26 protein-coding genes and 2 pseudogenes are annotated in these 26,421 nt (G+C 60.2%); 12 read left to right on the forward strand and 16 right to left on the reverse strand.

Annotation, left to right across the window (positions count from 1 at the left end; genetic code table 11):
* The first annotated feature begins 189 nt into the window (after nt 1-189).
* Nucleotides 190-1,398: an ammonium transporter gene (locus V6F91_RS20455; RefSeq protein WP_332767582.1), complete on the forward strand. Its 1,209-nt coding sequence runs from the start codon at nt 190-192 to the stop codon at nt 1,396-1,398.
* Here the strand turns inward: V6F91_RS20455 and V6F91_RS20460 are convergent.
* Nucleotides 1,395-3,107 carry a monovalent cation:proton antiporter-2 (CPA2) family protein gene (locus tag V6F91_RS20460; protein WP_332767584.1) on the reverse strand — a complete coding sequence of 571 codons (1,713 nt, stop codon included), beginning with the start codon at nt 3,105-3,107 and terminating at the stop codon, nt 1,395-1,397. The genes V6F91_RS20455 and V6F91_RS20460 overlap by 4 nt on opposite strands.
* Before the next feature lie 210 nt (nt 3,108-3,317).
* Between V6F91_RS20460 and V6F91_RS20465 the strand changes: the two genes are divergently transcribed.
* The 3 genes from V6F91_RS20465 (at nt 3,318) to V6F91_RS20475 (ending at nt 4,942) form a co-directional block, all read left to right on the forward strand.
* Complete coding sequence (locus V6F91_RS20465) at nt 3,318-3,554, forward strand: glutaredoxin family protein (protein WP_332767586.1); 237 nt, start codon at nt 3,318-3,320, stop codon at nt 3,552-3,554.
* Between the two features lie 108 nt (nt 3,555-3,662).
* On the forward strand, nt 3,663-3,980 hold the full coding sequence (locus tag V6F91_RS20470) for a transcriptional regulator (protein ID WP_003226726.1): 318 nt from the start codon (nt 3,663-3,665) through the stop codon (nt 3,978-3,980).
* A 71-nt stretch (nt 3,981-4,051) separates the two neighbouring features.
* The gene (locus V6F91_RS20475) at nt 4,052-4,942 is read left to right on the forward strand and encodes a pseudouridine synthase (RefSeq protein WP_332767589.1); all 891 of its coding nucleotides are present in this window, start codon (nt 4,052-4,054) and stop codon (nt 4,940-4,942) included.
* 75 nt (nt 4,943-5,017) lie between these two features.
* On the opposite strand, the gene V6F91_RS20480 is transcribed toward V6F91_RS20475, so the two are convergent.
* On the reverse strand, nt 5,018-5,239 hold the full coding sequence (locus tag V6F91_RS20480) for a YgdI/YgdR family lipoprotein (RefSeq protein ID WP_016770600.1): 222 nt from the start codon (nt 5,237-5,239) through the stop codon (nt 5,018-5,020).
* 78 nt (nt 5,240-5,317) lie between these two features.
* On the reverse strand, nt 5,318-5,920 hold the full coding sequence (gene mobA / locus V6F91_RS20485) for a molybdenum cofactor guanylyltransferase MobA (RefSeq protein ID WP_332767591.1): 603 nt from the start codon (nt 5,918-5,920) through the stop codon (nt 5,318-5,320).
* 81 nt (nt 5,921-6,001) lie between these two features.
* On the opposite strand from mobA, the gene moaB reads away from it, so the two are divergent.
* A complete protein-coding gene (gene moaB / locus V6F91_RS20490) occupies nt 6,002-6,541 on the forward strand; it encodes a molybdenum cofactor biosynthesis protein B (protein WP_090284891.1) in 540 nt (179 codons plus the stop codon).
* Nucleotides 6,525-7,751, forward strand: coding sequence for a gephyrin-like molybdotransferase Glp (glp, locus tag V6F91_RS20495; protein WP_332767594.1), 1,227 nt, complete (start codon nt 6,525-6,527; stop codon nt 7,749-7,751). Before moaB ends, glp begins: the two co-directional genes overlap by 17 nt.
* Nucleotides 7,752-7,812: 61 nt before the next feature.
* Here the strand turns inward: glp and V6F91_RS20500 are convergent, their stop codons facing one another.
* Nucleotides 7,813-8,121, reverse strand: a complete 309-nt coding sequence (locus V6F91_RS20500) for a hypothetical protein (protein ID WP_332767596.1) — start codon at nt 8,119-8,121, stop codon at nt 7,813-7,815.
* Nucleotides 8,122-8,436: 315 nt separating this feature from the next.
* On the opposite strand from V6F91_RS20500, the gene yegS reads away from it, so the two are divergent.
* Nucleotides 8,437-9,354: a lipid kinase YegS gene (gene yegS, locus V6F91_RS20505; protein WP_332767598.1), complete on the forward strand. Its 918-nt coding sequence runs from the start codon at nt 8,437-8,439 to the stop codon at nt 9,352-9,354.
* On the opposite strand, the gene V6F91_RS20510 is transcribed toward yegS, so the two are convergent.
* The 3 genes from V6F91_RS20510 to V6F91_RS20520 form a co-directional block, all read right to left on the reverse strand.
* Nucleotides 9,338-9,997: a response regulator transcription factor gene (locus tag V6F91_RS20510; protein WP_332767600.1), complete on the reverse strand. Its 660-nt coding sequence runs from the start codon at nt 9,995-9,997 to the stop codon at nt 9,338-9,340. The two genes, yegS and V6F91_RS20510, sit on opposite strands and share 17 nt — an antisense overlap.
* Nucleotides 9,994-10,887 carry a sensor histidine kinase gene (locus V6F91_RS20515; RefSeq protein ID WP_332767710.1) on the reverse strand — a complete coding sequence of 298 codons (894 nt, stop codon included), beginning with the start codon at nt 10,885-10,887 and terminating at the stop codon, nt 9,994-9,996. Before V6F91_RS20515 ends, V6F91_RS20510 begins: the two co-directional genes overlap by 4 nt.
* A 490-nt stretch (nt 10,888-11,377) precedes the next feature.
* Complete coding sequence (locus tag V6F91_RS20520; protein WP_332767602.1) at nt 11,378-11,845, reverse strand: hypothetical protein; 468 nt, start codon at nt 11,843-11,845, stop codon at nt 11,378-11,380.
* 455 nt (nt 11,846-12,300) lie between these two features.
* Here V6F91_RS20520 and V6F91_RS20525 point away from each other — a divergent pair, with 455 nt between their 5' ends.
* Nucleotides 12,301-13,236, forward strand: a complete 936-nt coding sequence (locus V6F91_RS20525; protein WP_090284879.1) for a chemotaxis protein CheV — start codon at nt 12,301-12,303, stop codon at nt 13,234-13,236.
* A 106-nt stretch (nt 13,237-13,342) separates the two neighbouring features.
* A complete protein-coding gene (locus V6F91_RS20530; protein ID WP_332767605.1) occupies nt 13,343-14,149 on the forward strand; it encodes an MOSC domain-containing protein in 807 nt (268 codons plus the stop codon).
* 71 nt (nt 14,150-14,220) lie between these two features.
* On the opposite strand, the gene V6F91_RS20535 is transcribed toward V6F91_RS20530, so the two are convergent.
* The 9 genes and pseudogenes from V6F91_RS20535 to V6F91_RS20570 form a co-directional block, all read right to left on the reverse strand.
* Nucleotides 14,221-14,505, reverse strand: coding sequence for a pyrimidine/purine nucleoside phosphorylase (locus tag V6F91_RS20535; RefSeq protein WP_007940055.1), 285 nt, complete (start codon nt 14,503-14,505; stop codon nt 14,221-14,223).
* Nucleotides 14,506-14,575: 70 nt separating this feature from the next.
* On the reverse strand, nt 14,576-15,118 hold the full coding sequence (locus V6F91_RS20540) for an exonuclease domain-containing protein (RefSeq protein WP_332767608.1): 543 nt from the start codon (nt 15,116-15,118) through the stop codon (nt 14,576-14,578).
* Nucleotides 15,119-15,188: 70 nt separating this feature from the next.
* Nucleotides 15,189-15,533, reverse strand: a pseudogene (locus V6F91_RS27540) (acetyl-CoA carboxylase biotin carboxyl carrier protein subunit); the annotation flags it as partial.
* A 110-nt stretch (nt 15,534-15,643) separates the two neighbouring features.
* Nucleotides 15,644-17,150, reverse strand: a pseudogene (locus V6F91_RS20545) (acetyl-CoA carboxylase biotin carboxylase subunit); the annotation flags it as partial.
* Between the two features lie 118 nt (nt 17,151-17,268).
* The gene (locus V6F91_RS20550) at nt 17,269-18,066 is read right to left on the reverse strand and encodes an enoyl-CoA hydratase/isomerase family protein (RefSeq protein ID WP_332767612.1); all 798 of its coding nucleotides are present in this window, start codon (nt 18,064-18,066) and stop codon (nt 17,269-17,271) included.
* The gene (gene atuD / locus V6F91_RS20555; protein ID WP_332767614.1) at nt 18,063-19,220 is read right to left on the reverse strand and encodes a citronellyl-CoA dehydrogenase; all 1,158 of its coding nucleotides are present in this window, start codon (nt 19,218-19,220) and stop codon (nt 18,063-18,065) included. The genes V6F91_RS20550 and atuD overlap by 4 nt, the downstream gene beginning before the upstream one ends.
* A 30-nt stretch (nt 19,221-19,250) precedes the next feature.
* Complete coding sequence (locus tag V6F91_RS20560; protein ID WP_332767616.1) at nt 19,251-20,867, reverse strand: acyl-CoA carboxylase subunit beta; 1,617 nt, start codon at nt 20,865-20,867, stop codon at nt 19,251-19,253.
* Between the two features lie 3 nt (nt 20,868-20,870).
* Nucleotides 20,871-21,740 carry an SDR family oxidoreductase gene (locus V6F91_RS20565; protein ID WP_332767618.1) on the reverse strand — a complete coding sequence of 290 codons (870 nt, stop codon included), beginning with the start codon at nt 21,738-21,740 and terminating at the stop codon, nt 20,871-20,873.
* 12 nt (nt 21,741-21,752) lie between these two features.
* Entirely contained in the window at nt 21,753-23,537 is a 1,785-nt protein-coding gene (locus V6F91_RS20570) for an acyclic terpene utilization AtuA family protein (RefSeq protein WP_332767620.1), read from the reverse strand.
* A gap of 184 nt (nt 23,538-23,721) precedes the next feature.
* Between V6F91_RS20570 and V6F91_RS20575 the strand changes: the two genes are divergently transcribed.
* The 3 genes from V6F91_RS20575 to V6F91_RS20585 all read left to right on the forward strand — a co-directional run bounded on the left by V6F91_RS20575 (nt 23,722) and on the right by V6F91_RS20585 (nt 26,336).
* The gene (locus tag V6F91_RS20575) at nt 23,722-24,345 is read left to right on the forward strand and encodes a TetR/AcrR family transcriptional regulator (RefSeq protein WP_332767622.1); all 624 of its coding nucleotides are present in this window, start codon (nt 23,722-23,724) and stop codon (nt 24,343-24,345) included.
* A 92-nt stretch (nt 24,346-24,437) separates the two neighbouring features.
* Nucleotides 24,438-25,235, forward strand: a complete 798-nt coding sequence (locus V6F91_RS20580) for a transporter substrate-binding domain-containing protein (protein WP_332767624.1) — start codon at nt 24,438-24,440, stop codon at nt 25,233-25,235.
* An 87-nt stretch (nt 25,236-25,322) separates the two neighbouring features.
* Nucleotides 25,323-26,336, forward strand: a complete 1,014-nt coding sequence (locus tag V6F91_RS20585; protein WP_332767626.1) for a GNAT family N-acetyltransferase — start codon at nt 25,323-25,325, stop codon at nt 26,334-26,336.
* Nucleotides 26,337-26,421: the final 85 nt, after the last annotated feature.

The following is a 26,421-nucleotide window of genomic DNA, read 5'->3' on the forward strand; positions in this document are numbered from 1 at the left end:
CGCTGTTGCCGGGCGTACGCCACGGGAAACCTTGTCCCGAATGATCGCGGTTCGTGTCAGCCCATCGACCGGGTGCGCCAAAGCAGTTCGCTGAAGATGCCATTCGGTGCCTCTCTGGTTGCAACTTGGTGCATGAAATGTGCGCATGAACCGCTTTGGTGCCTTTTCTGCCGTTAGGTCTGCCTGCTTATGGAAAATCTGCAAAGCGCTGTTGACACGCTGGTTCACAGTTCCAATACCTTGTTCATTCTGATCGGTGCCGTGATGGTACTGGCGATGCACGCCGGTTTCGCCTTTCTGGAGGTCGGAACGGTCCGGCAGAAAAACCAGGTCAACGCGCTGGCGAAGATTCTCAGCGATTTCGCCGTCTCGACACTGGCCTATTTCTTTATAGGCTATTGGATCTCCTACGGCGTGACGTTCATGCAACCGGCAGCGGTGTTGAGCGCCGATCACGGTTACGGGCTGGTGAAATTTTTCTTCCTGCTGACTTTTGCTGCGGCGATCCCGGCGATCATTTCCGGCGGCATCGCCGAGCGCGCGCGCTTCGTGCCGCAGTTGTGCGCCACGGCATTGATCGTCGCGTTCATCTACCCGTTTTTCGAAGGCATGATCTGGAACGGCAACTACGGCCTGCAAGCCTGGCTGACGGCGCAGTTCGGTGCGCCGTTCCATGACTTTGCCGGCTCCGTGGTGGTGCATGCCATGGGTGGCTGGCTGGCGCTGGCGGCGGTGTTGCTGCTGGGGCCGCGCAATGGTCGTTACCGCGACGGACGTCTGGTGGCGTTCGCACCGTCGAGCATTCCGTTCCTGGCACTGGGCTCGTGGATTCTGATTGTCGGCTGGTTCGGCTTCAACGTCATGAGCGCGCAGACGCTGCAAGGCGTCAGTGGTCTGGTCGCGGTCAACTCGCTGATGGCAATGGTCGGCGGCACGATGGCGGCGCTGATCGTCGGGCGCAATGACCCAGGCTTTCTGCACAACGGCCCGCTGGCCGGTTTGGTGGCGATCTGTGCCGGTTCGGATCTGATGCATCCGGTCGGCGCGCTGCTGACCGGGGCCATCGCCGGCGCATTGTTTGTCTGGTGCTTTACCGCCGCTCAGGTGAAGTGGCGCATCGACGATGTGCTGGGGGTATGGCCGTTGCACGGCATGTGCGGCGTGTGGGGTGGAATCGCCTGCGGGATCTTTGGCCAGACCGCGCTCGGCGGTATCGGCGGTGTCAGCCTGATCAGCCAGTTGATCGGCACCGGGCTCGGCGTCGCGGTGGCGCTGATCGGCGGCTTCGTCGTGTACGGCGTGATCAAGGCATTGCATGGTCTGCGCCTGAGCCAGGAACAAGAGTACTACGGTGCCGACCTGTCGCTGCACAAGATCGGCGCGGTGAGCCAGGATTAAGTCTCGGCATCGTCGGTACCGGGATAAAACCCGTGCAGCAGGCGATAGCGGTCGATGCGCACTTGATCGACTTGTTCCTGCACTTTATGCGCGGGCAATCCGAGCATGATCAACGCGTGAGAGGCGAGCATCAGGCTTGACTCCAATAGCTCCGGCACCACTTCGGTGGCGCCGGCGGCTTTCAATTCGGCCCACTGGCTGTCGTCGCGGGTGCGCACCAGAATCGGCACATGGGCATTCAGCCGCCGGGCTTCCTTGAGGATGCGCAGGGCGACATCGCTCTGATCCACGGCGATCACCAACAGTCGCGCACGCAGCAGGCCGACGGCGGTCAGCAGGTCGCTACGTGACGAGTCGCCATAGTGCACATCACTTTCGCCATTGGTGGCTTCCTGTACGCGCACCGGGTCATTGTCCAGGGCGATGTAAGGTTGTCTGGCATTGCTCATGAACCGCCCGATCGATTGGCCGACACGGCCGTAGCCGCAAATCACTACGTGTTGGTTGAGGTCGGCGTTGAGCTCGCTGATTTCTTCGATCTGCGCTTCCTGATTGGGTTTGCGATGCAGAGTTGCGGCGATGCGTGGCGCTGCACGCAGCAAGAGCGGAGTCAGCAGCATCGAGCAGAATGTCGCCGCCAGCAGCAGGTCGCCCAAGCCGTCGGGCAGCATGCGGTTCTGTTGCATCTGCGCCATCAATGCAAAGCAGAACTCGCCGCCCTGAGCCAGTGCCAGACCGCTGCGCCAGGCGGTTTCGCTGTCGCTGCCGCGCCATTTCACCAGCAATGCCACCACGATGCCCTTGATCATCATCAACCCGACGGTGAGGCCGAGGATCGCCAGGCTGTGGCTGAGGAACAATTGCAGGTCGATCAACATGCCGATGCTGACGAAAAACACCCCGAGCAGGATGTCGCGAAAGGGCCGGATATCGGCCTCGATCTGGTGTCGGTAATGGCTTTCGCCGAGCAACATGCCAGCGAGAAAGGCGCCAAGGGCAGGGGACAGGCCCAGCAGGTGGGTCAGCCATGCAGTCAACAGCACGATCACCAGCGCCAGCAGCACAAACAATTCCGCCGAGCGCGAGGCCGCCACCTCATGAAACAGCCGCGGCAGCAGCCAGCGACTGGCCAGCAGCAGACCGACGAATAGCACCACGGTTTTCCCCAGCGTCAACGGCAGCGCCCAATACCAGGCCTGCTCGCTGCTGCCGGCGAACACCGGGACCAGCGTCAGCAGCAATACCGCAACAACATCCTGAAACAGCAACACCCCTACCGCATTCTGCCCATGGCTGCTGAACACTTCGCCGAGGCTGCCCAGCTCTTTGGTGACGATCGCCGTCGACGACAGCGAAAGCCCGGCGCCGAGCAGCAAGGCAGGCGTCACCGGCATGCCCAGCAGCATCAGCAACAGCCCGAGCAGCGCAGTGCTGATCAGCACCTGCTGACTGCCGAGGCGAAAAACGACCTGGCGCAGCGCGATCATCTTCGACAGGGAAAACTCCAGACCCAGCGAAAACAACAGAAACACCACGCCCAACTCGGCGACGTCCGGCAAGTGCTCGCTCTCGTTGACCCAATCGAATGCGCTTGGCCCGACCAGCAGCCCGACGCACAGATAGCCCAGCACCGGCGGCAATCGCAGCCGGCGGAACAGGGCAATCACCACGAGAGACGAGGCGAGGATGATCAACAGATTGGCGAACACTGGACACTCCGGCAGCAGATTCAGGCTTTTCAAGCGTAGAGGCAAAAAGACCGGAAGCATCGCGCAATCGGATTTTTCGCGAACTGATTTACGTCAGAGTTTTGCCAGCGCGGCTGCATTTTTGCGCCGAAGCCCTTTGAGCGGTGCTGGCTCGACGGGTTTTGCGCACAGGCCTAGAATGAAGCCCCACTCATTTGCGGTTGAGCGTACATGCCTCCTGAATGTCAGTTGTTCGGCACTCTCGGGTGTCATCTCTGTGAAGTCGCTGAAGCCGAGCTCATGCCTTTTGTCGAGCATGGGTTGTTGGTCGAGCTGATCGATGTCGCTGACGATGAAACTTGGTTCCGGGCCTATAGCCTGAGGATTCCGGTATTGCGCCGGATCGATACCGGGGCGGAACTGGACTGGCCGTTCAGCGCGGATGAGGTGGTCGCGTTTCTGCGTTGATTCGAAACGCCCCTTTCCGCCGGTCGCCACCGGCTTCCATCCCTTGGCTTTATGCGGTTTGTTCGGTTACTGTATGTCTATACAGTAGATGCGTCAGAGGGATGAACCGTGGTCAATGTCGAACAGTTGAAGAACAGCGTGAACCGGATGTCGGTTGACGTGGTGCGCGAGGCGGTTCTTGAATTGCGCCTGGACGGGCTGGTCACGGAGGGCAAGACGCCTTTCAACAAACTGCATTTCAACACCTGTTTCGCCGAAATCGAGGCGCTGTTTCAGCGTGCCGGTTACCACAAACAGCTGGATGTGGTCGGCTATCAGGGCTTGCTTTATGCCTTGTACGATCCGGGTCGCTGGGAGGCGGTCGACGTGCTGCGCTGGCTCAAGGAATTCACCGAGGCCGCAGCGCTCAAGTCGATCCCGGCGTAAGTATTCTGCGCTAGGTAGGTTTCCCTCAGTGCTGGATAATGCGACTTCGCATTGAGGGTCCGAATTTTCATATGTCCACTCCAACATTCTCTGCCGCCCACGCTCAGGCCAGCACGCTCTATCTGCCGCCGGGTCAATGGCGGACAGTACTCGATTGTCTGTGCGAGCATTTCAGTGCCATTGGCCGTGAGCAATGGCTGGACCGGATTGCCCGAGGGCGTGTACTGGATGGCAACGGTCAGCCGATCGACGTGAACCTGGCTTACAAGGAAGGTCTGCGCATTCATTACTTTCGCGAAGTGCCGGACGAAAAGCCGATTCCGGTGGTCGAGACGATCCTGTACGCGGATGAACACCTGGTGGTAGCGGACAAACCGCACTTTCTACCGGTGACGCCGGCCGGGGAGTACGTCGAGCAAACGCTGTTGCGCCGCCTGATCCGCCGCCTGGACAACCCTCATCTGGTGCCGCTGCACCGTATTGATCGACATACTGCAGGGCTGGTGATTTTCTCGGCCAATCCGCAGACCCGTTCGGCCTATCAGTCGTTGTTCCCGACGCGCCAGATCGACAAGCGTTATGAAGCGATTGCCCCGGCATTGCCTGATCTGGAATTTCCCTTGGTGCACAAAAGTCGTCTGGTCGATGGCGAGCCGTTCTTCCGCATGCAGGAAGGTCCCGGTGTCAGCAATACCGAAACGGCGGTAGAGGTACGGGAAAAGAACGGCGGCCTGTGGCGCTATGGGCTGTTTCCAGTGACCGGCAAGAAACATCAATTGCGCGTTCACATGAGCGCATTGGGTGCGAGCATTTGCAATGACCCGTTTTATCCGCAAGTGTTGAAAGATGTCGAGGATGACTACGCCAACCCGCTGAAGCTGCTGGCGCAGGGACTGAAATTCATTGACCCTGTGACGGCAGAGGCGCGTGAGTTCGAGAGCCGGATCACGCTGCAGTGGTGACACTCAGGCAGTATCGAGCGCCCATGAAAAAGCCCGCAATCAATGCGGGCTTTTTTGTATCCGGTTGACCAGAACTTACAGTTCTTTAACGGTACGCACCTGATCCTTGTTGATGCGGGTCTCTTTGCCGTCCAGCTGCTGGAACTCGTAGAAGCCCGAATCGTCATCGTATTTCGGGGTGTCGACGGCCTGGATTTCGCGACCGTCATTCAAGGTGATCACTGTAGGCGAGGAGCAACCAGCGAGGGTGGCCAGGCCCAGTGCGAGCATGAAAGTGGCGAGGGTCCGTTGAGTCATGAGTGTGTCTCCGAATGGGAATTCTTTTGGTTACTGAGCTTGAGACGTATACAAGGCGTGAGAGTTCCTTGAATGGTGTCAGTCTGACACAGTGTTGTAAGCGTTTAACAGTTCGGGGGTGTTGAGGTTGGCCAGGCGCGGGTCGTTGTCCGGGCATTGCAGGGCAGTTGCACCGAGACTGCGCATCACCCGGCCGGGGCTGCGTTCACCGGCATTCCAGGCCTCTTCGAAGGCCGCCGAAAGGCTCAGCGGGATCACGCAAAGCAACGGTTCCCAGTGTTCGCCATGGCGCAACATTAAAGGTTTTTCAGAATTCAGCTGCGCCGTCTCGCGCATGCTCTGCAGCAATGCGGCGTCAATGCGCGGAACATCGCAGGGCAATACCAGCAAGTGCGTATGGCGCGCGGCTTTCAGGCCGGCGCGAATCCCGGCCAGTGGCCCGGGGAAATCGCCTTCATCGTCAGCGACCAGTTGATCGGCAAAAGCCGTGTAGCGCTCGCGATTGCGGTTGCAGGAAATAATCAGGTCGTCGGTCAGCGCACGGACCTTGCGCTGCAGATGCGCGATCATCGGCTCGCCCAGCCATTCCACAAGTCCCTTGTCCTGACCGCCCATGCGCTGGCCGCGTCCGCCTGCCAGCAGCAGGATCGAGCAGGGCGGCGGTAGCGTGTTGATAGTCATTGCATCCCTCCACAGGGGCGGCGAAAAAACGGGGCGCTGTGATATAACACCGGGCTGTTTCTCCTACAACTGGAAGAGCCTATGAAAGCCAAGGCTGATGTACCTTTTGTGCCGCTCAATATCGCGGTGCTGACTGTCAGTGATACCCGGACTCTGGAAACCGACACTTCCGGCCAGGTCTTCGTCGACCGCTTGACGGCGGCGGGGCATAACCTGGCGCAACGCGTGTTGCTCAAAGATGATCTCTACAAGATTCGTGCGCAAGTCGCCAACTGGATTGCCGACGACGTCGTGCAGGTGGTGCTGATCACCGGCGGAACGGGTTTCACCGGCCGCGACAGCACCCCGGAAGCGGTGGCCTGCCTGCTCGACAAACAGGTCGACGGCTTTGGCGAATTGTTCCGGCAGATCTCGGTCGCCGATATTGGCACTTCGACCGTGCAATCACGTGCGCTGGCCGGTCTGGCCAACGGCACGCTGGTGTGCTGCCTGCCGGGTTCCACCAATGCGGTGCGCACCGGTTGGGACGGCATTCTCGGTGAGCAGTTGGACGCCCGCCATCGTCCGTGCAATTTCGTCACGCATCTGAAGCAGGCGGCGCCGTGTGAAACCCGTGGCTAAGCCGGGCAAGACGGGAGCCTTGATGCCGGTCGAAGCGGCGCTGGCGCGCTTGCTGGAAATGGCCGAGGCCTCACCCATCGTCGAGCATGAGCATCTACCGCTGGCGCAGGTCCAGGGAAGAGTGCTGAGCGAAGATCTGTTTTCCACGCTGGATCTGCCACCTTGGCCGAACTCCGCCATGGATGGCTACGCGCTCAACCTCGGCCAATGGAATGGGCAGTCGTTACCGGTCAGTCAAAAGGTGTTTGCCGGCCAATCCCCGCAACCTTTGCAGTTTGGCACTTGCGCACGCATCTTCACTGGCGCGCCGGTACCGGCGGGCGCTGACTGCGTGGAAATGCAGGAGAACGCTGCGGTCGAGGCCGACGGCAAAGTGCGCTTCCTCGAACCGATGAAGGCCGGGCAGAACATTCGGCCGCAAGGGCAGGAAACCACCATTGGTGAGCTGATTCTGCCGGCCGGAACCCGGCTGGGTCCGATCGAGCAAGGTCTCGCTGCGTCACTGGGCTGCGCCGCGCTGAGGGTGGTGCGCAAGGTTCGCGTGGCGGTGATTTCCACTGGCGACGAACTGGTGGAACCGGGTCAGACGCTGGGGCCAGGCCAGATCTACAACAGCAACCGGGTCTTGCTGTGCAGTTGGCTGCAACGGCTTGGCTGCGAGGTGATCGATGCCGGCATTCTTCCGGATGACCTCGCCACTACCCGCGCTCGGCTCGGTGAGTTGCAGGATGTCGATCTGATTCTCTCCACCGGTGGCGTGTCGGTGGGCGAAGCGGATTTTCTCGGCATAGCTCTGCGTGAGGAGGGCGAACTCGCACTGTGGAAGTTGGCAATCAAACCCGGGAAACCACTGACCTGTGGTCATTTCCGCAACGTACCGGTCATTGGCTTGCCGGGAAATCCGGCCTCGACCCTGGTGACCTTTGCTCTGCTGACCCGGCCTTATCTGTTGCGGCGCCAGGGTGTGCATGACGTCGAACCACTGAAATTCAGCGTGCCAGCGGGTTTTGCCTGGCCTGTGGCCGGCAATCGGCGCGAATACCTGCGCGGGCGTCTCGAGCAGGGGCGGGCCACTGTTTACCGCAACCAGAGTTCCGGGGTATTGCGCAGCGCCGTGTGGGCTGACGGGCTGGTAGAAGTACTGGAAGGTCGCACGTTGAGTGCTGGCGACGAGGTAAGCTTCATTCCATTGAGCGATCTGCTGGGCTGACCGGGGCACTGCAAAGGCAGGTGCCGGCTGACTCAAGCGGCGCCTGCCATGACTTACAGGTTCAATTGCTCATCAAGGTGACGAGCTGGTCGAACCGGCTGTTGGCCACCCAGCCCAGCAGTCCCAGCACCGCTGCCATGGCTCCGGCCGAATAGGCGAGCCGGTGCTTGATCGCTCTGACATCACCCCGGACTTCGTCCATGTCCCGTCGAAGATATTTGAGATGGGTTTCAAGCTCGGTAACACGAGGTTCCATATCAACTTCTCCAGTCGTTCTGGCGTTTTTTTTGAAGTCGGACTTGTGGTTCGTACGACTTTCGCCGATGGGTCCAACCGGGCTCACTGGCATTCGCGCTTCATGGCTTGGCATGGAAGCATCCACCGGCTGTTTCAAATGTTCGCTTGCAGGCTATTCGGGCTCCAGAACTGACCGAAGCTCTGTGGGTGTATCCACTCATTACATGCACGTCCTTGTGTATTGGATTTTAAGATTGATAACGCCGGAACACGGTGACCCAATGCTCGAAGCGGGTCAATTGAGCCGATTCCGCATGTTTTGTAAGAAAAAGTACCGTCGTGTAGGACGGCCGCGGCGCAAGGCGGATTTAATTAGGGAGGGCGGGGCTTTTTTGCGTGCCGCAGTGGTCAAGATGTTTCAATCGATTCGATTCTGGGGAGTAACGCAATGAACGAGCGCCGGGCGCTGTTGATTCTGCATGGCAAACAGGCTCTCAACGAGGCTGTTCGTGCCGCCGTCGAAGACAAGCGCAAGCAGGGCTGGGAACTGGCCGTGCGCCTGACCTGGGAAGCCGGGGATGCACAGCGCTGGGTAGAACAGGCGTTAGCGGACGGCTACACCACGATCATTGCCGGCGGTGGCGATGGCACCTTGCGCGATATTGCCGAAGCGCTCGCGACGCAGCCGGGCAAGGCCAGTCTGGTGCTTTTGCCCCTGGGCACCGCCAACGACTTTTCCCGCGCCGCCGGGGTGCCGCTGGAGCCTGCCGAAGCACTGGAATTGCTCAATGTGCCGCCGCACGATATTGACGTGGGCGAGGTTGGCGGGCAGATCTTTCTCAACATGGCCACCGGTGGGTTCGGCAGTCAGGTCACGGCCAATACGTCTGAAGATTTGAAGAAAGTTCTCGGCGGCGCAGCTTATCTGTTCACTGGATTGTCGCGCTTCAGCGAGTTGCATGCTGCCTATGGCGAACTGCAGGGGCCGGACTTTCACTGGAGCGGCGAGCTGTTGGCGCTGGGCATCGGCAATGGCCGTCAGGCCGGCGGCGGACACGTATTGTGCCCGCAGGCGCTGGCCGATGATGGGCTGCTCGATATCAGCATCCTGCCGGCACCACAGGAGCTGGTGGGGACTTTGAAATCACTGCTGAGCGAGGGTTTCGGCCTGGATAATCTATTCGTGCGAACCCGTTTGCCATGGGTTGAAATCAAGGTGGCCGAGGGGCTGTGCATGAATCTCGACGGCGAACCACTGGAGTGCAACAGCCTGCGCTTTGAAGTGCGTCCGGCGGCATTGCGCGTGCATTTGCCGGAACATTCACCCTTGTTGAGCGGTACCGAAGCGATCAGTCGTCAAGGCTGATGATCTGCTCGCGCACTGCGAACAGCACGAGGCCCGCCACATCGAAAATCTGCAGACGCTTCATGATCTGTGAACGGTGGGTTTCGACTGTTTTGATGCTCAAGCCCAGGCCGTTGGCAATCTCGCGTGTGGACTTGCCGCGCACGATCAGTCGCAGGATTTCCAGTTGGCGCGCCGTCAGGTTGTGTGAGTCGGCAATGTCCGGCTGCTGGTTCTGATTACGGGTCAGTGCCTGATTGATCACGGTATGGGCGATGGCCGGGCTCAAGTAGCGCTCGTTGTTGCGCAAGGCTTCCAGGGCGTGTTCGAGTTCCGTTGCGGTGGTGTCCTTGAGCAGGTAACCGTAGGCGCCGGACTCGAGTGCCTGCATGATCAGCGCCGGATCGGTGTGCATCGACAGAATCAGCACCTTGCTCTGCGGTCGCACGCGCTTGAGGCGTTGCAGCGCTTGCAGGCCGCCGGTTTCCTTCATGGAGATATCCAGCAAGATAATATCGGGATTGAGTTGCTCGACCATCTCGAGCAATTGCGAACCATCATTGGCCTCGCCGATCACCGCGTAACCGGGAATATCCAGCACCAGAGCGCGCACGCCGGCCCTGATCAGCGAGTGGTCATCCACCAGAAGTAAATTGCAAGTCAACGCATAACCTTATTCGTACTGGCCCGTTCGAGTGCGCGCGGCGCCCACGGGAAAAGTGCTTCGATCTGGGTGCCTCTGCCCGGCTCGCTGACGACGCTCAGGGTGCCACCCAGTTGCTCGATTCGTTCGGCCATCCCGGCCATGCCGCGTTGTCCTTCGCGACCCGGATCGGTCGCTGGCGCAAATCCCGCGCCGTCATCACTGATCAATAATGTCAGACCTTCGGGCAGGCGCTGCAAGCGTACCACCAGATTTTTTGCCTGTGCATGACGAAGAATGTTGGTAACCGCTTCCTGGGTGATGCGAAAGGCGGCGACTGCCATCTCTTCCGGAATGCCATTCAGGCGCTGCTGACAATCGAGGCTCCATTGCACGCTGGTGTTGGCCAGGGTCTTGAGCAGATGCGCACGCAGGCTGGCCTCAAGTCCCAGACTGGTCAACTGGCGCGGATTAAGAATGGCCGAAACGTCGCGCACCTTGTTCAGGGTCTCTTCGAGGGTGTCGCATAACACTGCGCATTGTTCCTGCGAGTCGGGCGGCAGACGGCGTTTGAGCCACTCGCTCTGCAATTTTGCCGCAGTCAATAACTGGCCGATATCGTCGTGCAGTTCGCGGCTGAGGCGATGGCGTTCGTTCTCCTGGACTTGCAGCAGACGGTCGGCGAGTTCCTGCGGCTGAAACTTGATTGATTTGCGCGACAGCCGATATTGCACCCAGACACAGGCAGTCGCCGCGATTTGCAGTAGCAGCAGACCCAAACTGAAGGAAGTTGAAAAACCATAGGTCAACAAACTGCCCAATGTGGCCACGATTGACAATATCAGTGTGAACCGACGCGCATTTTCCCGCGAAGGGGGCCATTGGGTAATTGACTTGAGGCTGGCGTACATAGCGGATGGAGCCAATGAATGTTCGCTGCGGGCAGACCGGCCGGAGCATGGCGGGTCTCTGTCTGAAAATACTGTCAAATATGGCAATGGTTTCAACATGGCCGGGAGTCCCGGTTGTTTGCAATCTTCAACAGATAACTTCTGAATGAAAGCACCGTGCCATTAATTTGAGTACAAGTAATGGGCGACATAATACCACTTAAGATACCGTTGGTCGCGCTTGCTATATATGTCCATTCAGTAAGGAAATACAAGGGTTTGCACGCCAGTTCCATAAAGACGAAAGTCGGTTTTGACGGGGGTGAGGAGCAGACAAGCGATGCCCGAAGTTGTGCTCCCTGGTACACAGGCAAACCCTGAGGCCGACAAGAGAAAGGGCGAATGATCAATGCTGATTATTTATAGCGTTTTGTCGCTGGCAGGTATGGACTATTCAATTACGACATTCGACGCGTGGGTCGGCTAAGGCCATCAACGCCAAGGCGATGAGTCAGGCCTGGCCCGAGTAAGGCAGTTGCGGCAAACGTTTGCCTGGCAGCGGCGACTGAACCGGGCTTTGACCGACCTGGAACGCCAGCGCTTCGATCAGTGAAGTCTGCTCGCTTTCATCCAGGCTCAGTTGACCTGTTTTCTGATCGACCAGTTCGAGCTGCCAGGCCATCAGCGTGAAGCAATCCTGCAACGCTTGCAGCGCCTGATCATGAAGATCGACACGAGCATGATTGAGGTCAAGCAGGCTGTGGATGTGCAGGGAAAATTCGCTGATCGACTCCAGCGCCAGAGCCTCCGCTCGGCGAGCAAGCTTGAGCAAGGTACTGAGCATGCATTCAATGGCGTCCTTGTCATTGCTGATCAGTTGCAGATGGCTCAGGCACTCCTCGGACTTGGCCAGTAGCGTTTCAGCCTCGACAAGAAATTCGGGGAAGCGTTGTACCCAGTCTTTGCGGTCGATTGGCATGCTTATCTCCACAACGTCATGTCTGATGAAGGAATGCCGTGTGTGGCGACGATCATGAACCGTCGACAGATCGCGCCCGGCCGTGCAAGTGCACAGACTGGGAGTTTCCAGAGGGTTTGTTGCCACTGAACTGCGATCGCACACAATAGCCTGACTCCGTTCATGCAATGAGAATGGCGTCACATTAATGGCTATTGGATATCGGGAATATCAGGTTGGGCCTGATTGTCCCTAGGGGAATCCCTTAGGCGAGGGAACCTATGACGCTAACCGAGGTCGCGCCACAGATAAAAGTAGCAGATGAAAATAACTGCGCCAGTAAAGCATGATGTTAATGTGACATCAATGGCTGTCCATGGCATTTCTCACAGGTTAGTCATGACAATCAAGAAGCGCCATTTGCAGCCGATAACCTCACATAAGTGAATTCATCAGAACAAGCCCAGGAGTCATTGATGGCCGGCATTCTCGACACGGTAGACCAACGCACGCAACTGGTGGGTGAGAATCGCCTGGAAATTCTCATGTTTCGACTGGCCGGGCGACAGCTGTTTGCGATCAACGTGTTCAAGGTTCAGGAAGTGCTGCAACTGCCGAAGCTGACGCTGATGCCGCAGCGTCACCCGTTTGTCTGCGGTGTGGTCAACCTGCGCGGGCAGACCCTGCCGGTGATCGACCTGTCCCAGGCAATCGGCATGCGCCCCTTGGTGCCAGGGCCGAACAGCACCATCATCGTCACCGAATACAACCGTTCGGTGCAGGCCTTTCTGGTGGGCGGCGTCGATCGCATCGTCAACATGAACTGGGAAGCCATTCTGCCGCCGCCAACCAGCGCCGGTCGCCAGCATTATCTGACGGCTATCAGCAAGGTCGACGATCAGTTGGTGGAAATCATCGACGTGGAAAAAGTCCTCGCCGAAATCGTCCCGTACAACGCCAAGGTCTCGCGCGACAAACTCGACGATCCAGTGCTGGAACGCGCCCGTGGCCGTGAAGTGCTGCTGGTCGACGACTCCAACGTGGCGCTGTCGCAGCTGCGCGACACCCTCGGCCAGCTCGGGGTGAAAATGCACATTGCCAGCGACGGCCTCAAGGCACTGAACATGCTCAAGGCTTGGGCCGATACCGGCGTGCACATGACCGACAAACTGCTGATGATCTTCACCGACGCGGAAATGCCGGAAATGGACGGCTACCGTCTGACCACCGAAATTCGCAACGACCCGCGTCTGCGTGGCCTGTACGTGGTGCTGCACACCTCGCTGTCCGGCAGCTTCAACGATTCGATGGTGAAGAAGGTCGGCTGCGACAACTTCCTCTCCAAATTCCAGCCGGACAAACTGGTCGACGTGGTGCGTCAGCGTCTGATGCTCGACGAAGTCCCGGCCTGACCGTCATTCCGCCGGGGAGCGAGCCCGCTCGCTCCTGCAGTGGTTGCCCTTTGATTCCGTATTCAAGCTCGTATAGGGTGGCGGCTTCCACCACAAGGAGCTGGCCATGCTGCGTCTGAGCGCGCTTTATCGTTACCCGTTGAAATCCGGCAAGGGCGAAGTGCTGCAAAGCGCCGAGCTGGACAAGCTGGGATTGGCGGGCGACCGACGCTGGATGCTGGTGGATGAGGCCAGCGGGCGATTCCTGACCCAGCGTGCCGAAGCACGGATGAGTCAGCTGTCGGCACTGTGGAATGCCGATGGCGGCCTGACACTCGAGACGCCCGGGCAAGGCTCCATCGATATTCCCTTGCCGGCTGAAGGCGCCGAGCTGCGCGGCGTGACCATCTGGCGCGATACCCTGCGCGTGCCGGATGCCGGCGACGAGGCGGCGCGCTGGGTCAGCGAGTTTCTTGGCAAGTCGACACGGCTGGTGCAAATGCCGCTGGATCGCGCACGCACCACGCAATCGGGTTTTGGCCATGACGACGACCAGGTGGCATTCGCCGACGGCTATCCGTTATTGTTGATTGGCGACGCGTCGCTGCAGGACCTTTCCGGCAAGGTCGGACGCTCGCTGGAGATGCTGCGTTTTCGGCCGAATCTGGTGATCGAAGGCAGCGCGGCTTACGCCGAGGATAGCTGGAAGCGTATTCGCGTCGGCGATATCGAGTTTCGCGTGGTCAAGCCGTGCTCGCGCTGCATCATGACCACTGTTGACCCGCAAACCGGTGAGCGCAGTGCTGACCGCGAACCGTTCGCCACTCTGCAAAAACATCGGGCCACGGTCGATGGTGCAATGTTCGGGCAGAACCTGGTCAACGACAGTAACGGTCGACTCGAAGTCGGGATGCCGGTGGAAATTCTTGAGTAAATAAGCAGGCCATAATAAATGCCCGCGTTTTTGGACGCGGGCATTTTTTTGCGCTCGACAGGACCGCCGTATCAGCCGCGGTATTCACAGAGGTAAGCGGTGTCGACCGCGACCTTCAGCTGGAACTTGCTGTTGGCCGGTACGTTGAACTGGCTGCCGGCGGCGAAGGTTTCCCAGTCGCTGCTGTCCGGTAGCTTGACGGTCAGCGCGCCCGACACGACGTGCATGATTTCACGCTGGCTGGTGCCGAATTCGTATTCGCCCGGGGCCATGACGCCGATGGTCGCCGGACCTTCAGCGGTGCCAAAGGCGATCGACTTGACGGTGCCGTCGAAGTACTCGTTGACTTTAAACATGGGCGATTCCTCGAAAAGGGCTGAAAAGGGGCCGGCCAGTATGCCCAAGGCTTTCAGCCTCGTCACGTCTCTAAAGCGGCAACACCAGTGGCAATAACCGCGCCGTGTTGCGCGCGTCCTCAAGCGCCCGGTGCTGCTGACCGCTGAACTGCAGGCCGGCCAGTTGCAGCGCACCGTTCAGGCCCAGTGGCCGCTCGAGGCGGCGGGCCTTGGCGAAGCGCTGTTTGAGGTTCATGTGCGGCACACGGCTGAGGCCACTGTCGAGTTGCAGTCGCTGCCATTCCTGCAGCAACTGCTTGCGATCGTAATCGCCCCAACTGACCCAGCCCTCGAGGCGCGACTGGTGCTGGGCCAGCCAGCGCTCGAACACCGGCCAGACGTCGTGCAGCGGTTGCGCGGCATCGATATTGGCTTGGGTGATGTGCGTCAGTTCGCGGCAGAACGCGGTGAGCAAGGGGCGCCGCGTCGGTTTGACGAAGCGCTGGAAGTGATCCTGCTCGCGTCCGGCACGATCAACCAGGGTGGCGCCGATCTCGATAATTTCCATTTCGGTGACCGGCCAGCCACCCTCGTCGGTAGTGGCTTCCAGATCTATGACCAGCCAGTGGGGCATCGCAGGGTTCCTGATTTTCGCGTTCTGATATCTCAGAGCGTAGTCAAAACCCGCATCGGTGTGTGGGCGACTACTCGACCTGCAACAGAACCTGACGATTTTTTACCTGATCGCCAACCTTGACCTGCACCCGCTTGAGCACGCCGTCGATGCCGGCCTTTAGCGGGTGCTCCATTTTCATTGCCTCCAGTACCACCAGCAACTGACCTTTGCTGACCGCGCTGCCTTCGCTGACCAGGACGTCGACAATGGCGCCGTCCATCGGCGCTTTCAAGGTGCCAGAGCCGACGCTGGTCTGACTGTCGATCAGCGCATGAGTTCGATCCTCCAGACGCAGACCGCCCGGATGGGAGAACAGCCAGAGCTCTGCGCCCACCAGTCGAAAGGCGTGGCGCTGGCGCACGCCACCGATGGCCACTGTCAGCGAATGCGCGTCGAACTCCATGAGTTGCAGGTCGATCGTGCGTTCACCGACGCTGGCCTGAAACAGGTCTGGCCCGTGGGCGTACAACTGCAGGTTCCAGTTCTGCTCATCGAGGCCGAGGCGATAAGTCAGCGGCACGCTGGCGTTATTGCGCCAGCCGCTCAGTGGCGGTCGATGGTGGCGCGCACTGGTTTGATAGAACAGCAGCGCCGCAATCGCCAGTTCCTCGGCGCTGGGCACGTAACGATGCAGGTCGGGGTGATCGCTGAAGTGTTGGGTGATGAATGCGGTACTGAATTCGCCGCTGACGAATTGTTCATGCTGCAACAGGCTGGCGAGCAGGCGCTGATTACTTTGCACGCCTAACAACACGGTGTCCTGCACCGCGCGCAACAGCTTGCGCCGCGCCTCTTCCCGGGTGGCGCCATGGGCGATCAGTTTGCCCAGCAGCGGGTCATAGAACGGGCTGACCACTTGCCCTTCGAGCAAGCCGTGATCAATCCGCGCATCGTGGCCGAGCGCTGGCTCCCAGGCTTCGATACGCCCGGTCTGCGGAAGAAAATCCTGCGCCGGATCTTCGGCGTACAGCCGCACTTCCATGGCATGCCCGTTGAGTTGCACCTGATCCTGAGTCAGCGGCAGCGGCTGGCCTTCGGCGACCTGTAATTGCAACGCCACCAGATCAAGACCGGTGATCAGTTCGGTGACCGGGTGTTCGACCTGCAGGCGCGTGTTCATTTCCAGAAAATAAAATTTCCCACGCGCGTCGAGCAGAAATTCTACGGTGCCGGCGCCGACATAATTCACCGCGCGGCCAGCCTTCAACGCCGCTTCACCCATGGCTTGGCGCAACTCGGCGGTCATGATCGGGCAGGGCGCTTCTTCGATGACTTTCTGATGGCGACGCTGGATCGAACAGTCACGCTCGCCAAGGTAGATCAGGTTGCCGTAATGGTCGCCGAACACCTGCACTTCGACATGCCGGGGTTCGAGTACGGCCTGTTCGAGAATCAACTCATCACTGCCAAAACCGTTCAACGCTTCCGAGCGCGCGGTGCGCAATTGCGCCGGCAGCTCAGCCGCGATGTGCACCAGGCGCATGCCGCGCCCGCCACCGCCGGCACTGGCCTTGATCATCAACGGGTAGCCGATGCGCTCGGCTTCGCGCAGCAAGGTCGCGTCATCCTGTGCCGCGCCCTGATAACCGGCGATGCAGGGCACGCCGGCGTCGAGCATGGCGATCTTCGACAGGCGTTTGCTGCCCATCAGTTCGATGGCTTCGACGCTGGGGCCAATGAAAGTCAGGCCGGCCTGTTCGCAGGCGCGGGCGAATTCGGCGTTTTCCGACAGAAAGCCATAGCCGGGATGGACCGCGTCGGCGCCACTGCGGCGGGCGGCGTCGAGGATTGCCGGGATGTTCAGGTAGGACTGCTGTACCGGTGGCGGGCCGATACGCACGGCCTGATCGGCCATCTTCACGTGCAGCGCATCGGCGTCGGCATCGCTGTAGACGGCGACGGTGCGGTAGCCGAGGGCCTGGGCGGTGCGCTGGATGCGGCAGGCGATTTCACCGCGGTTGGCGATCAGGATTTTGTGAATGACGGGCATGTTGGTCTTCCTGAGTATTTGGCGGTGGATTGGCTGGCCTCTTCGCGAGCAGGCTCGCTCCCACAAGGGATTTGCGTCGTGCACAAAACCTGTGGGAGCGAGCCTGCTCGCGAAGCTTTTATGTGGCCCACCGCGGTTTACGCTTTTGCATGAAAGCCAGGGTGCCCTCGATCCCTTCTTCGCCCGTCACCGCCTCGCTGAACCACTGCGCGGCCTGATCAAGCAATTCACTCGACGGCTGCCCGGCGCTGACCAGCAGCAATTGCTTGGTCATGGCATTCGCCTGCGGCGCGCAACGCAGCACTTGCTGCAGCACCTCATCCAGCCGTTCGGCCAACGCCTGGGCATCGCGCTCGACAAAATGCGCCAGCCCCAGTTGCCGAGCCTGATCGCCATCGAAACGCGCAGCGGTCAGCGCCAGGCGCCGGGTTTCGCTGAGGCCGATGCGCTGCAGCACAAACGGTGCGATCTGCGCCGGGATCACGCCGAGACTGGTCTCCGGCAAGCCGAATTGCGCCTGATGGTCGGCTATCGCGATATCGCTGACGCAGGCCAGCCCCAATCCACCACCCAGCACTGCCCCTTGCAACACACTGATCAACACTTGCGGCGTGTTCTGCGCTTCGTCGAGCAAGGCACCGAAGGCGCGGTTCAACTCGCGATAAGCCTCGCCACCCTGAGCACGGGCGCTGGCCATGTCCTTGATATCGCCACCGGCACAGAAATGCCCGCCGGCGCCGCTGAGCACCAGCGCGCGAACATCGCGATCATCGCGTATGGCGGCGAATACCGTGCGCAATTCGCTGACCATTTGCAGGCTCATCGCATTGCGGTTGTCCGGCCGATTCAGCGTGACGTGCAGCACACCGCCATGCAGTTCCAGCAGCAGCGTCTGGCACTCGGGCAGGTGGCTCATTTCTTTTTCCCCGGCAGGATGCCCATCAGCTTGCAGATGATCCCCAGCATGATTTCATCGGCACCGCCGCCGATCGACACCAGCCGCACATCGCGATAGGCGCGGGCCACCGGGTTGTCCCACATGAAACCCATACCGCCCCAATATTGCAGGCAACTGTCGCTGACTTCACGTCCGAGCCGCCCGGCCTTGAGCTTGGCCATCGACGCCAGCCGCGTGACGTCCTGGCCTTTGATGTACTGCTCGGTAGCCTGATAGACCAGCGCGCGCAGGCACTCGATTTCGGTTTGCAATTCGGCGAGGCGAAAGTGAATCACCTGATTGTCGATCAGCGCATTGCCGAAGGTCTTGCGCTCCTTGCAGTAGTCGATGGTGCTGTCGACGCAATACTCCAGGCCTTTGATCATGTTCGCCGCGCCGAACAAGCGTTCTTCCTGAAACTGCAGCATCTGCATCATGAAACCGGCGCCTTCGTGGCCGATGCGGTTGCGCTGCGGCACGCGCACGTTGTCGAAAAACACCTGGGCGGTTTCCGAACTGCGCATGCCGAGCTTGTCCAGATGGGAGCTCAGACTGATGCCGGGCGTGTTCATCGGCACCATGATCAGTGACTTGTTGATGTGCGGCTTGTCATCCGACGTGTTGGCCAGCAGGCAGATGAAGTCGGCGCTCGGCGAGTTGGTGATCCACATCTTGCTGCCGTTGATCACGTAATCGTCGCCATCCTTGCGCGCCGTGGTCTTCAGCCCGGCGACGTCGGAACCGGCGCCGACTTCGGAGACACCGATGCAGCCGACCTGCTCACCGCTGATCGCCGGCCGCAGGAATTCTTCGCGCAATGCATCGGAGCCGAAGCGCGCCAGCGCCGGGGTGCACATGTCGGTCTGCACGCCGATCGACATCGGAATGCCGCCGCAATGGATGGTGCCGAACTCCTCGGCGGCGACGATCGAATAGCTATAGTCGAGTCCCATGCCGCCGAACTTTTCCGGTTTGGAAATTCCCAGCAAACCCAGCTCGCCGGCCTGCCGGAAAATCTCGTGGATCGGGAAGCGTCCGGCCTTTTCCCATTCGTCGACGTGCGGGTTGATCTGATTGTCGACGAACTGTCGGACGGTGCGCCGCAGCGCTTCGTGTTCCGGGGTGAAGATCATTGTTATTGTTCTCCGTAGGATCCGTGACGGTCAGAACCGGCTGACGCCGAAGCTGTTGGGTTGCAGCGTACGAACGTCGGCTTCATGGCAGATGTCCAGCAGATAACCGAGCAGGGTGCGCGTGTCGCGCGGGTCGATCAGCCCGTCGTCCCACAGGTTGGCACTGCCGTAGAGCGCTGTGGACTGGCTATCGAGTTTCTGCGCGGTGACTTGTTCGAGCATGTCGAGCATTTTCGGGTCCGGCACCAGGCCGTCCTTCAATTGCTTGGCTTCGGTGACGATGCGCAGCACCTTGCCGGCCTGTGCGCCGCCCATCACTGCGGTGCGGCTGTTCGGCCAGGCGAAAATGAAGCGTGGATCGAGCCCGCGTCCGCACATCGCATAGTTGCCGGCACCGTAGGAGCCACCGACCACCAGAGTCAGTTTAGGCACCCGCGCATTGGCCACCGCTTGAATCAGTTTCGAACCGTGTTTGATCACGCCTTGCTGTTCCGATTCGGTGCCGACCATGAAGCCTGTGGTGTTGTGGAAAAACAGCAACGGGATCTGGCTCTGGTCGCACAGCTGGATGAACTGCGCCGCTTTGCTCGCACCGTTCGGGGTGATCGGGCCGTTGTTGCCGATGAAACCGCAGGCGCGGCCCTGAATTTTCAAATGGCCGCACAGTGTCTGTTGGTCGTATTCGCCCTTGAACTCGACAAAGTCTGATTCGTCGGCGATGCGCGCAATGATTTCGCGCACGTCGTAGGGCTTTTTCGGATCGTCCGGGATCAGCCCGAGCAATTCGTCGATGGGGTAGAGCGGCTCTTTGTATTGCGGTTCCGGCCGCCACGGCAGTTGTTCGTTCCACGGCAGCATGCGCAGGATGTCGCGCACCTGGCGCACGCCATCGGCATCGTTTTCGGCCAGGTACTCGGCGGTCCCGGCGACCTGCGCGTGCATCTCGGCGCCGCCGAGTTCTTCATCGGTAGCCACTTCACCGGTGGCCGCCTTGAGCAGCGGCGGCCCGGCGAGAAACAGCTTGGCCTTGCCGCGCACCACCACCACATAGTCCGATAAACCGGGCTGATAGGCGCCGCCAGCAGTGGCCGAGCCGTGCACCACGGTAATCTGCGGCAAACCCAGTGCCGACAGCCGCGCCTGATTGGCAAAACTGCGCGCGCCCTCGACGAAAATCTCCGCAGCGTAATTGAGATTGGCACCGCCGCTTTCGGCGAGAGTAATCATCGGCAGTTTGTTTTCCAGGGAGATCTGTTGCAGGCGCAGGGATTTTTTCAGGCCGCTGGGCGAGATCGTCCCGCCCTTGATCGCGCTGTTGTTGGCCACCACCATCGCGCGAATGCCGCAGACGTAACCGATGCCGGCGATCAAGCCGCCACCGGCCGCGCTGCCGTCCTTGTCATCGTGCAGTTTGTAGCCGGCCAGACTCGCCAGCTCCAGAAACGGCGCGCCGGGATCGAGCAACAGGTTCAGACGTTCGCGCGGCAACAGTTGCCCGCGCTGAGCGAATTTTGCCTTGGCTTCGGCGGCTTTGTTGAGCAGGTTCTGTTCCAGCTGCTGCACATGTTCGATGGCAGCGAGCATCGCCGCCCGGTTGCGCGCGAAGGCTTCGCTGTGCGGGTCGAGTCGGGACTGGATCTGCGCCATGGCTTATTCCTTGTCCTTGAGCACGTCAGGCAAGTAGGCCCGATGAAATCCGTTGAACGACTCGCTGTGCGTCGCCTTATGCAGCGGCCAGGCGCGACTGCCGAGGCTGGCCGCGCCGTCGATTTTCAAGGTGCTGCCGCTGATGAACGCCGCCGCCGGGCTGAGCAGAAACACGATCGCTGCGCTGACTTCCGATTCGGTGCCGATACGCTTGAGCGGCACGTGTTCGCGCAGGGTCGGAATCACCGCTTTGAATGCGCCCTGGTAAGTGTCCATGCCGCTGGAAGCGATCCAACCCGGCGCCACGGCATTGACCCGAACCCCGGCGTAACCCCACTCGACGGCCGCGGTTTTGGTGAAGTTGTCCATGCCCGAGCGCGCAGCGCCAGAGTGGCCCATGCCGGGCATGCCGCCCCACATATCGGCGAGCATGTTGACGATGTTGCCGCCGTGTTTGCTCATCGACTGATTGAACACTTCCCGGGCCATCAGAAACCCGCCGACCAGATTGGTGCGCAGCACAGTCTCGAAACCTTTCTGATTGATCGAAGCCAGCGGCGACGGATATTGGCCGCCGGCGTTGTTGACCAGACCGTGGATCGGCCCGTGTTCGGCGATCAGCTCACTGACCAGTTGCTTTACCGCTTCTTCATCGCGGATATCGCAGGCCTGCCAGTGGGCGCGGCCACCGTCCTCGGCGATTTCGGCGGCGACGCGTTCGAGCTTTTCAGGCTTGCGCCCGACCAGCAGCACGTTGGCCCCGAGCGCCGCCAGTTCATGGGCGGTACAACGGCCGATGCCGCTGCCGCCCCCGGTGACGATAAGGGTCTGGCCGCTGAACAGCCCGGCCTGGTAAATCGATGCGTAGGCCATGAAGCGCAACCTCTAGTCGAGTTGTTCGGCGATGCTCTGCGGCACCGGAATACGGATTTCCAGCAATTGCTGGGCGAAGGCCTTGCCTTGCGGATCGATGCGCAGACTGGCGACACCGCCGCCGCCAAGGGCGTTTTCCAGCAGAAAGTTCAGGCTGTGAGTGCCGGGCAAGTACCAGCGTTCGACCCGACCGTTAACTGGGTCGAGTACATGGCGCATCCAGTCAGCGACCACTGCCGGTGTCAGCGCTGCGGCGATCCACGGCAGGTATTCGGGCTTGCGCGGCATGACGCCGATGTTGCTGTGGTTGCCTTTGTCGCCGGACCGCGCCACGGCGAGTTTTACCAACGGCACAGAAGCATCGGCGCGGCCCTGCGGTTCGGGTGTTTGATGGGGCGGGGCCGGTGTTTCGCTTTGCGGCGCGCCGGGTGCGGGCAGACTGCACGTATGACGTTCGCCAGCCATCTCGACTTGCAACGTGCAGGCATTTTTATCGATCAGAAACGAGAACAGGCGGATCAGCGGATATACCGTCGGACGGCCGCCGACGATGCCGGTCAGACCCGGTGCCATGCCGGTCGCGGCCTGAGCGATTTCCTTGGAAAACAATACCAAGGCTTTCTTATCGGGATGGCGCACGGCAATTTTGATCACCACTTCGCGGCTGTCCTGACGCTGGCCGTGCTGGCCGTAAGTGGCTTCGCTGCCAAGCAGTTCGACATGGGTTTCGCTATAGGGCGCCCATTTGTGCTGGCTGAACATTTCTGCGGTTTTGTCGATGATCGCCTGACTGACGCGCCGTGCCTTGGCGACCGCATCGATGCCGGCGATCAGGCAGCTGGCGGTGCAGCGAAAGCCGTCCGGATAGGTGGCGCTGACCTTGTATTGATCGCTGGGCGGCAAGCCCTTGGCGCCATGCACATGGACGGCGTTTTCAGCGTGTTGCCGCAGTTCGACCTGAGTGAAATCACAGATCACATCGGGCAGCCGATAAGCCTGTGGATCGCCTATTTCATAAAGCATCTGTTCGCCGACGGTCAGCGGTGTTACCAGGCCACCGGTGGCTTCGGGTTTGCTGACGATGAACTGGCTGTCGGCACTGACCTCGACGATCGGAAAACCGATGTGTTGGTAATCCGGCACGTCGCGCCAATCGGTGAAGTTGCCGCCGGTGCACTGCGCACCGCATTCGATTATGTGCCCGGCCAGTGCGGCCTGAGCGAGTTTGTCGTAGTCATGCCACGACCAGCCGAATTCATGCACCAGTGCCGCACTGACCACGGCGCTGTCGACCACCCGGCCAGTGATAACAATGTCGGCGCCCAGCTTCAGGGCTTCGACGATGCCCGGCGCGCCGAGGTAGGCGTTGGTCGACACGCACAGCGGCGGCAGCGGGGCGCCAGTGAACATTTCGGTGATACCGCTGAGCTGTTTGAATTGCGGCTGGAGGTCATCGCCAAGCAGCACAGCAATTTTCAACGCGACGCCAGCGCGGTCGCACGCGGCTTGCAGGGCGGCGGCACAGGCTTGTGGATTGACCCCGCCGGCGTTGCTGATGACGCGGATGTTCTGCTCGGCCAATTGCGGCAGCAGCGGCGCCAGCATGTCGATGAAATCGCTGGCGTAACCGGCCTGCGGTTCTTTGATGCGCGCGCCGGCCATGATCGACATCGTGATCTCGGCCAGATAATCGAACACCAGATAATCCAGGCGCCCGCCGGCCACCAGTTGCGCCGCGGCGGTCGATGTGTCACCCCAGAAGGCGCTGGCGCATCCGATACGCACGGTATTTGGCATTTTTATCTCCGGCTCAGCGATCTGCGACAGAAGTGTCTGGAGGCTACCAAGCAAGCGCTTGGTTTGTAAACAGTTGAAACTATCTTCTGCCCAAGCGCTTGCTTGGTTGTCGCTGGCGGCTTAAATTGCGCGCAACCCTGCGGTTTCAGGGGGCAAGACACTGATCGACTGTAGGAGAGAACGGGTGAACGAGCAAAAAGCCCTGAGGGTCATGCGCGATTTGGTCGACAGCGGCCAGTTGACCGACCCCGACAGCGCCCGCGGTAAATTGCTGCAAGTGGCGGCTCACCTGTTTCGCAACAAAGGCTACGAACGCACCACCGTGCGTGATCTGGCCGGCGCGGTCGGCATCCAGTCGGGGAGCATTTTTCATCACTTCAAGAGCAAGGACGAAATCCTGCGCGCGGTGATGGAAGAAACCATTCGCTACAACACCGCTTTGATGCGCGCGGCACTGGCCGATGCCGCCAATGTCCGCGAACGCGTGCTGGCGCTGATCCGCTGTGAATTGCAGTCGATCATGGGCGGCAGCGGCGAGGCCATGGCGGTGCTGGTCTATGAGTGGCGCTCGCTATCGGAAGAAGGCCAGGCCAAAGTGCTTGCGCTGCGCGACGTCTACGAAGAGATCTGGTTGCAAGTATTGGGTGAAGCCAAAGACGCCGGATTCATCCGTGGCGACGTTTTTATTACGCGACGTTTCCTGACTGGCGCACTGTCCTGGACCACCACATGGTTCCGTGCCGGCGGCAGTTTGAGCCTCGATCAGCTGGCCGACGAGGCGCTGATTCTGGTCCTCGAAGAGCGCTGAGCCACTTTCTATCCGGCCGGGAAACTGGCTAACTGGGCGAAACCGCCTAGCTTGAATGCATTGATCGGTATTTTTTCGGGGAGTGGGGTGTTTTGAAGTCTTTGCCAATTCGGACCGTCGCGGGGTTGATGCTCGCAGCGCTGGCTGCATCATGGGTATTGCCCGCTCAGGCAGCGCAATTGGTCCGGGTCGGCGCGGCGCATTTTCCGCCCTACACCATCCGCCCGGAAAACGGCGCCGACACCGGTCTGCTGCCGCAATTGGTCGAAGCGCTGAACCGTTTGCAAAGCGACTATCAGTTCGTCCTGGTGCCCACGTCGATTCCCCGGCGTTTCGGTGATTTCAAGCAGGGCCGGATCGACATGGCGATCTTTGAGAACCCGGATTGGGGCTGGAAAGACATACCCCACAGCGACGTCGACATGGGCCTGGAAGACGCCGAGATATTTGTCGCGCAACGCGCAGACGGCCGTCAGCAGAACTATTTCGCCGACCTCAAAGGCAAGCGCCTGGCGCTGTTCAGCGGCTATCACTACGAATTCGCGGCCTTCAACGCCGACCCTAAATTCCTCGCGCAGCAATTCAACGCGACGCTGACCTATTCCCACGACAGCAACCTGCTGATGGTGCTGCGCTCGCGCGCTGACATCGCTCTGGTGACCCGCTCGTACCTGAGCGATTACCTGCTGCGTAACGAGAAGGTGCGTGATGAGTTGCTGGTCTCGCAGCGCGTCGATCAGATCTACCATCACTATGCGATTCTGCGTCCGGCGGCACCGATCAGCGGCGTGGCCTTCGGCAAGCTGTTGCAGGGGCTGCGTGACAACGGCGAGATGCTGAAGATTTTCGATCCGTACAAAATCGCCGTGGTGCCGGTGCTCAATCGCTGATACGCCGATTTGCGCTGAAAGCCTAAATTTCCGCCTGCCGCTCACGTCACATCGTCTAACTGTCGACGATTATCGTGAGCCCGACCCATGTCCAATCTGAATGACCTGACTGCCCTGGCGTTGCCCTCGGGCAATCACCTTATCGCTGATGCCAGCGAAAGCCGTTTGAGCCTGAGCCTCGACGGCCAGCCGCTGATTCGCCTGCGCCTTGATCGCGACGCGAAGGGCCCGATCCAGATCGATGAGCGCTTTGCGTTGCCGCCGGGGCAAGCGCTCTGGGCTGCCTGTTATTGGTTGTTCGCGCGCGATCCTGAGTGTCAGCAATTGACCTGGCAGCTGGATCAACCACCGACCGAGGCCTTGCTCAGTGGTTTGCTGATCAGCACCGAGGTGGTGGGCGAATATCGCTGCGAGCGCACGCTGTTCTGGCAACTGCCGCAACCCTGGCTTGGGGCCTCGCTGACCGGCAGTTATCCGCAACAAATGATCATCAGCGAAGGCAAACGCCATCCCCGGCGCCCGGTGAAACCGCGCGGTGAAGTCTATCGGCGTTTCGATGCGCGACTCGGCGCCTGGATTTCCTTGCGCACCGTGGAAATCGAGGACGATTTACCGCGTTTCAATCGCTGGCAGAACAGCCCGCGCGTGGCCAGTTTCTGGCAAGAAGAGGGCAGTCTCGACAAGCACCGCGAGTACCTGAGCAAACTCGACGCCGACCCGCACACGCTGACCTTGATCGGCTGTTTCGACGATCAGCCGTTTGCCTATTTCGAAGCCTATTGGGCCAAGGAAGATCGCATCGCGCCGTTCTACGATAGCGATGATTACGATCGTGGCATCCACATGCTGGTTGGCGAGGAAGACCACCGTGGTCCGCACAAGGTGGCGAGCTGGTTATCGGCGCTGGTGCATTACCTGTTTCTTGATGATCCGCGCACGCAGCGGGTGGTCGCCGAGCCGCGCGCCGACAACGCGAAGATGATCGGCCACATGCACAACCAGTGTTTCCACTGCGAGAAGGAATTCGACTTTCCGCACAAGCGCGCGGCGCTGATGATGCTGGGGCGTGAGCGGTTTTTTGATCGCTGCAACCTGGCCTGAGGCGATCGGGCTTGAGATCCATTGCGGTCTCAAGTCCGTCTTCGCGAGCAGGCTCGCTCTCACATGGAATCTGTACTGTTCACAA

It is taken from the genome of Pseudomonas koreensis, assembly GCF_036668835.1.
Classification (GTDB): Bacteria; Pseudomonadota; Gammaproteobacteria; order Pseudomonadales; family Pseudomonadaceae; genus Aquipseudomonas; species Aquipseudomonas koreensis_I.

What these genes read in the sequence shown, in the direction of transcription:
- V6F91_RS20550 (WP_332767612.1), bottom strand. Translation starts at nt 18,066, where the DNA reads ATGAGCCACCTGCCCGAGTGCCAGACGCTGCTGCTGGAACTGCATGGC.
- mobA (WP_332767591.1), bottom strand. Translation starts at nt 5,920, where the DNA reads ATGACTATCAACACGCTACCGCCGCCCTGCTCGATCCTGCTGCTGGCA.
- V6F91_RS20530 (WP_332767605.1), top strand. Translation starts at nt 13,343, where the DNA reads ATGCTGCGTCTGAGCGCGCTTTATCGTTACCCGTTGAAATCCGGCAAG.
- moaB (WP_090284891.1), top strand. Translation starts at nt 6,002, where the DNA reads ATGAAAGCCAAGGCTGATGTACCTTTTGTGCCGCTCAATATCGCGGTG.
- V6F91_RS20520 (WP_332767602.1), bottom strand. Translation starts at nt 11,845, where the DNA reads ATGCCAATCGACCGCAAAGACTGGGTACAACGCTTCCCCGAATTTCTT.
- V6F91_RS20500 (WP_332767596.1), bottom strand. Translation starts at nt 8,121, where the DNA reads ATGCCAAGCCATGAAGCGCGAATGCCAGTGAGCCCGGTTGGACCCATC.
- V6F91_RS20535 (WP_007940055.1), bottom strand. Translation starts at nt 14,505, where the DNA reads ATGTTTAAAGTCAACGAGTACTTCGACGGCACCGTCAAGTCGATCGCC.
- atuD (WP_332767614.1), bottom strand. Translation starts at nt 19,220, where the DNA reads ATGATCTTCACCCCGGAACACGAAGCGCTGCGGCGCACCGTCCGACAG.
- V6F91_RS20565 (WP_332767618.1), bottom strand. Translation starts at nt 21,740, where the DNA reads ATGGCCTACGCATCGATTTACCAGGCCGGGCTGTTCAGCGGCCAGACC.
- V6F91_RS20525 (WP_090284879.1), top strand. Translation starts at nt 12,301, where the DNA reads ATGGCCGGCATTCTCGACACGGTAGACCAACGCACGCAACTGGTGGGT.
- V6F91_RS20560 (WP_332767616.1), bottom strand. Translation starts at nt 20,867, where the DNA reads ATGGCGCAGATCCAGTCCCGACTCGACCCGCACAGCGAAGCCTTCGCG.
- V6F91_RS20515 (WP_332767710.1), bottom strand. Translation starts at nt 10,887, where the DNA reads ATGTACGCCAGCCTCAAGTCAATTACCCAATGGCCCCCTTCGCGGGAA.
- V6F91_RS20585 (WP_332767626.1), top strand. Translation starts at nt 25,323, where the DNA reads ATGTCCAATCTGAATGACCTGACTGCCCTGGCGTTGCCCTCGGGCAAT.
- V6F91_RS20480 (WP_016770600.1), bottom strand. Translation starts at nt 5,239, where the DNA reads ATGACTCAACGGACCCTCGCCACTTTCATGCTCGCACTGGGCCTGGCC.
- yegS (WP_332767598.1), top strand. Translation starts at nt 8,437, where the DNA reads ATGAACGAGCGCCGGGCGCTGTTGATTCTGCATGGCAAACAGGCTCTC.
- V6F91_RS20540 (WP_332767608.1), bottom strand. Translation starts at nt 15,118, where the DNA reads ATGCCCCACTGGCTGGTCATAGATCTGGAAGCCACTACCGACGAGGGT.
- V6F91_RS20465 (WP_332767586.1), top strand. Translation starts at nt 3,318, where the DNA reads ATGCCTCCTGAATGTCAGTTGTTCGGCACTCTCGGGTGTCATCTCTGT.
- V6F91_RS20570 (WP_332767620.1), bottom strand. Translation starts at nt 23,537, where the DNA reads ATGCCAAATACCGTGCGTATCGGATGCGCCAGCGCCTTCTGGGGTGAC.
- V6F91_RS20455 (WP_332767582.1), top strand. Translation starts at nt 190, where the DNA reads ATGGAAAATCTGCAAAGCGCTGTTGACACGCTGGTTCACAGTTCCAAT.
- V6F91_RS20475 (WP_332767589.1), top strand. Translation starts at nt 4,052, where the DNA reads ATGTCCACTCCAACATTCTCTGCCGCCCACGCTCAGGCCAGCACGCTC.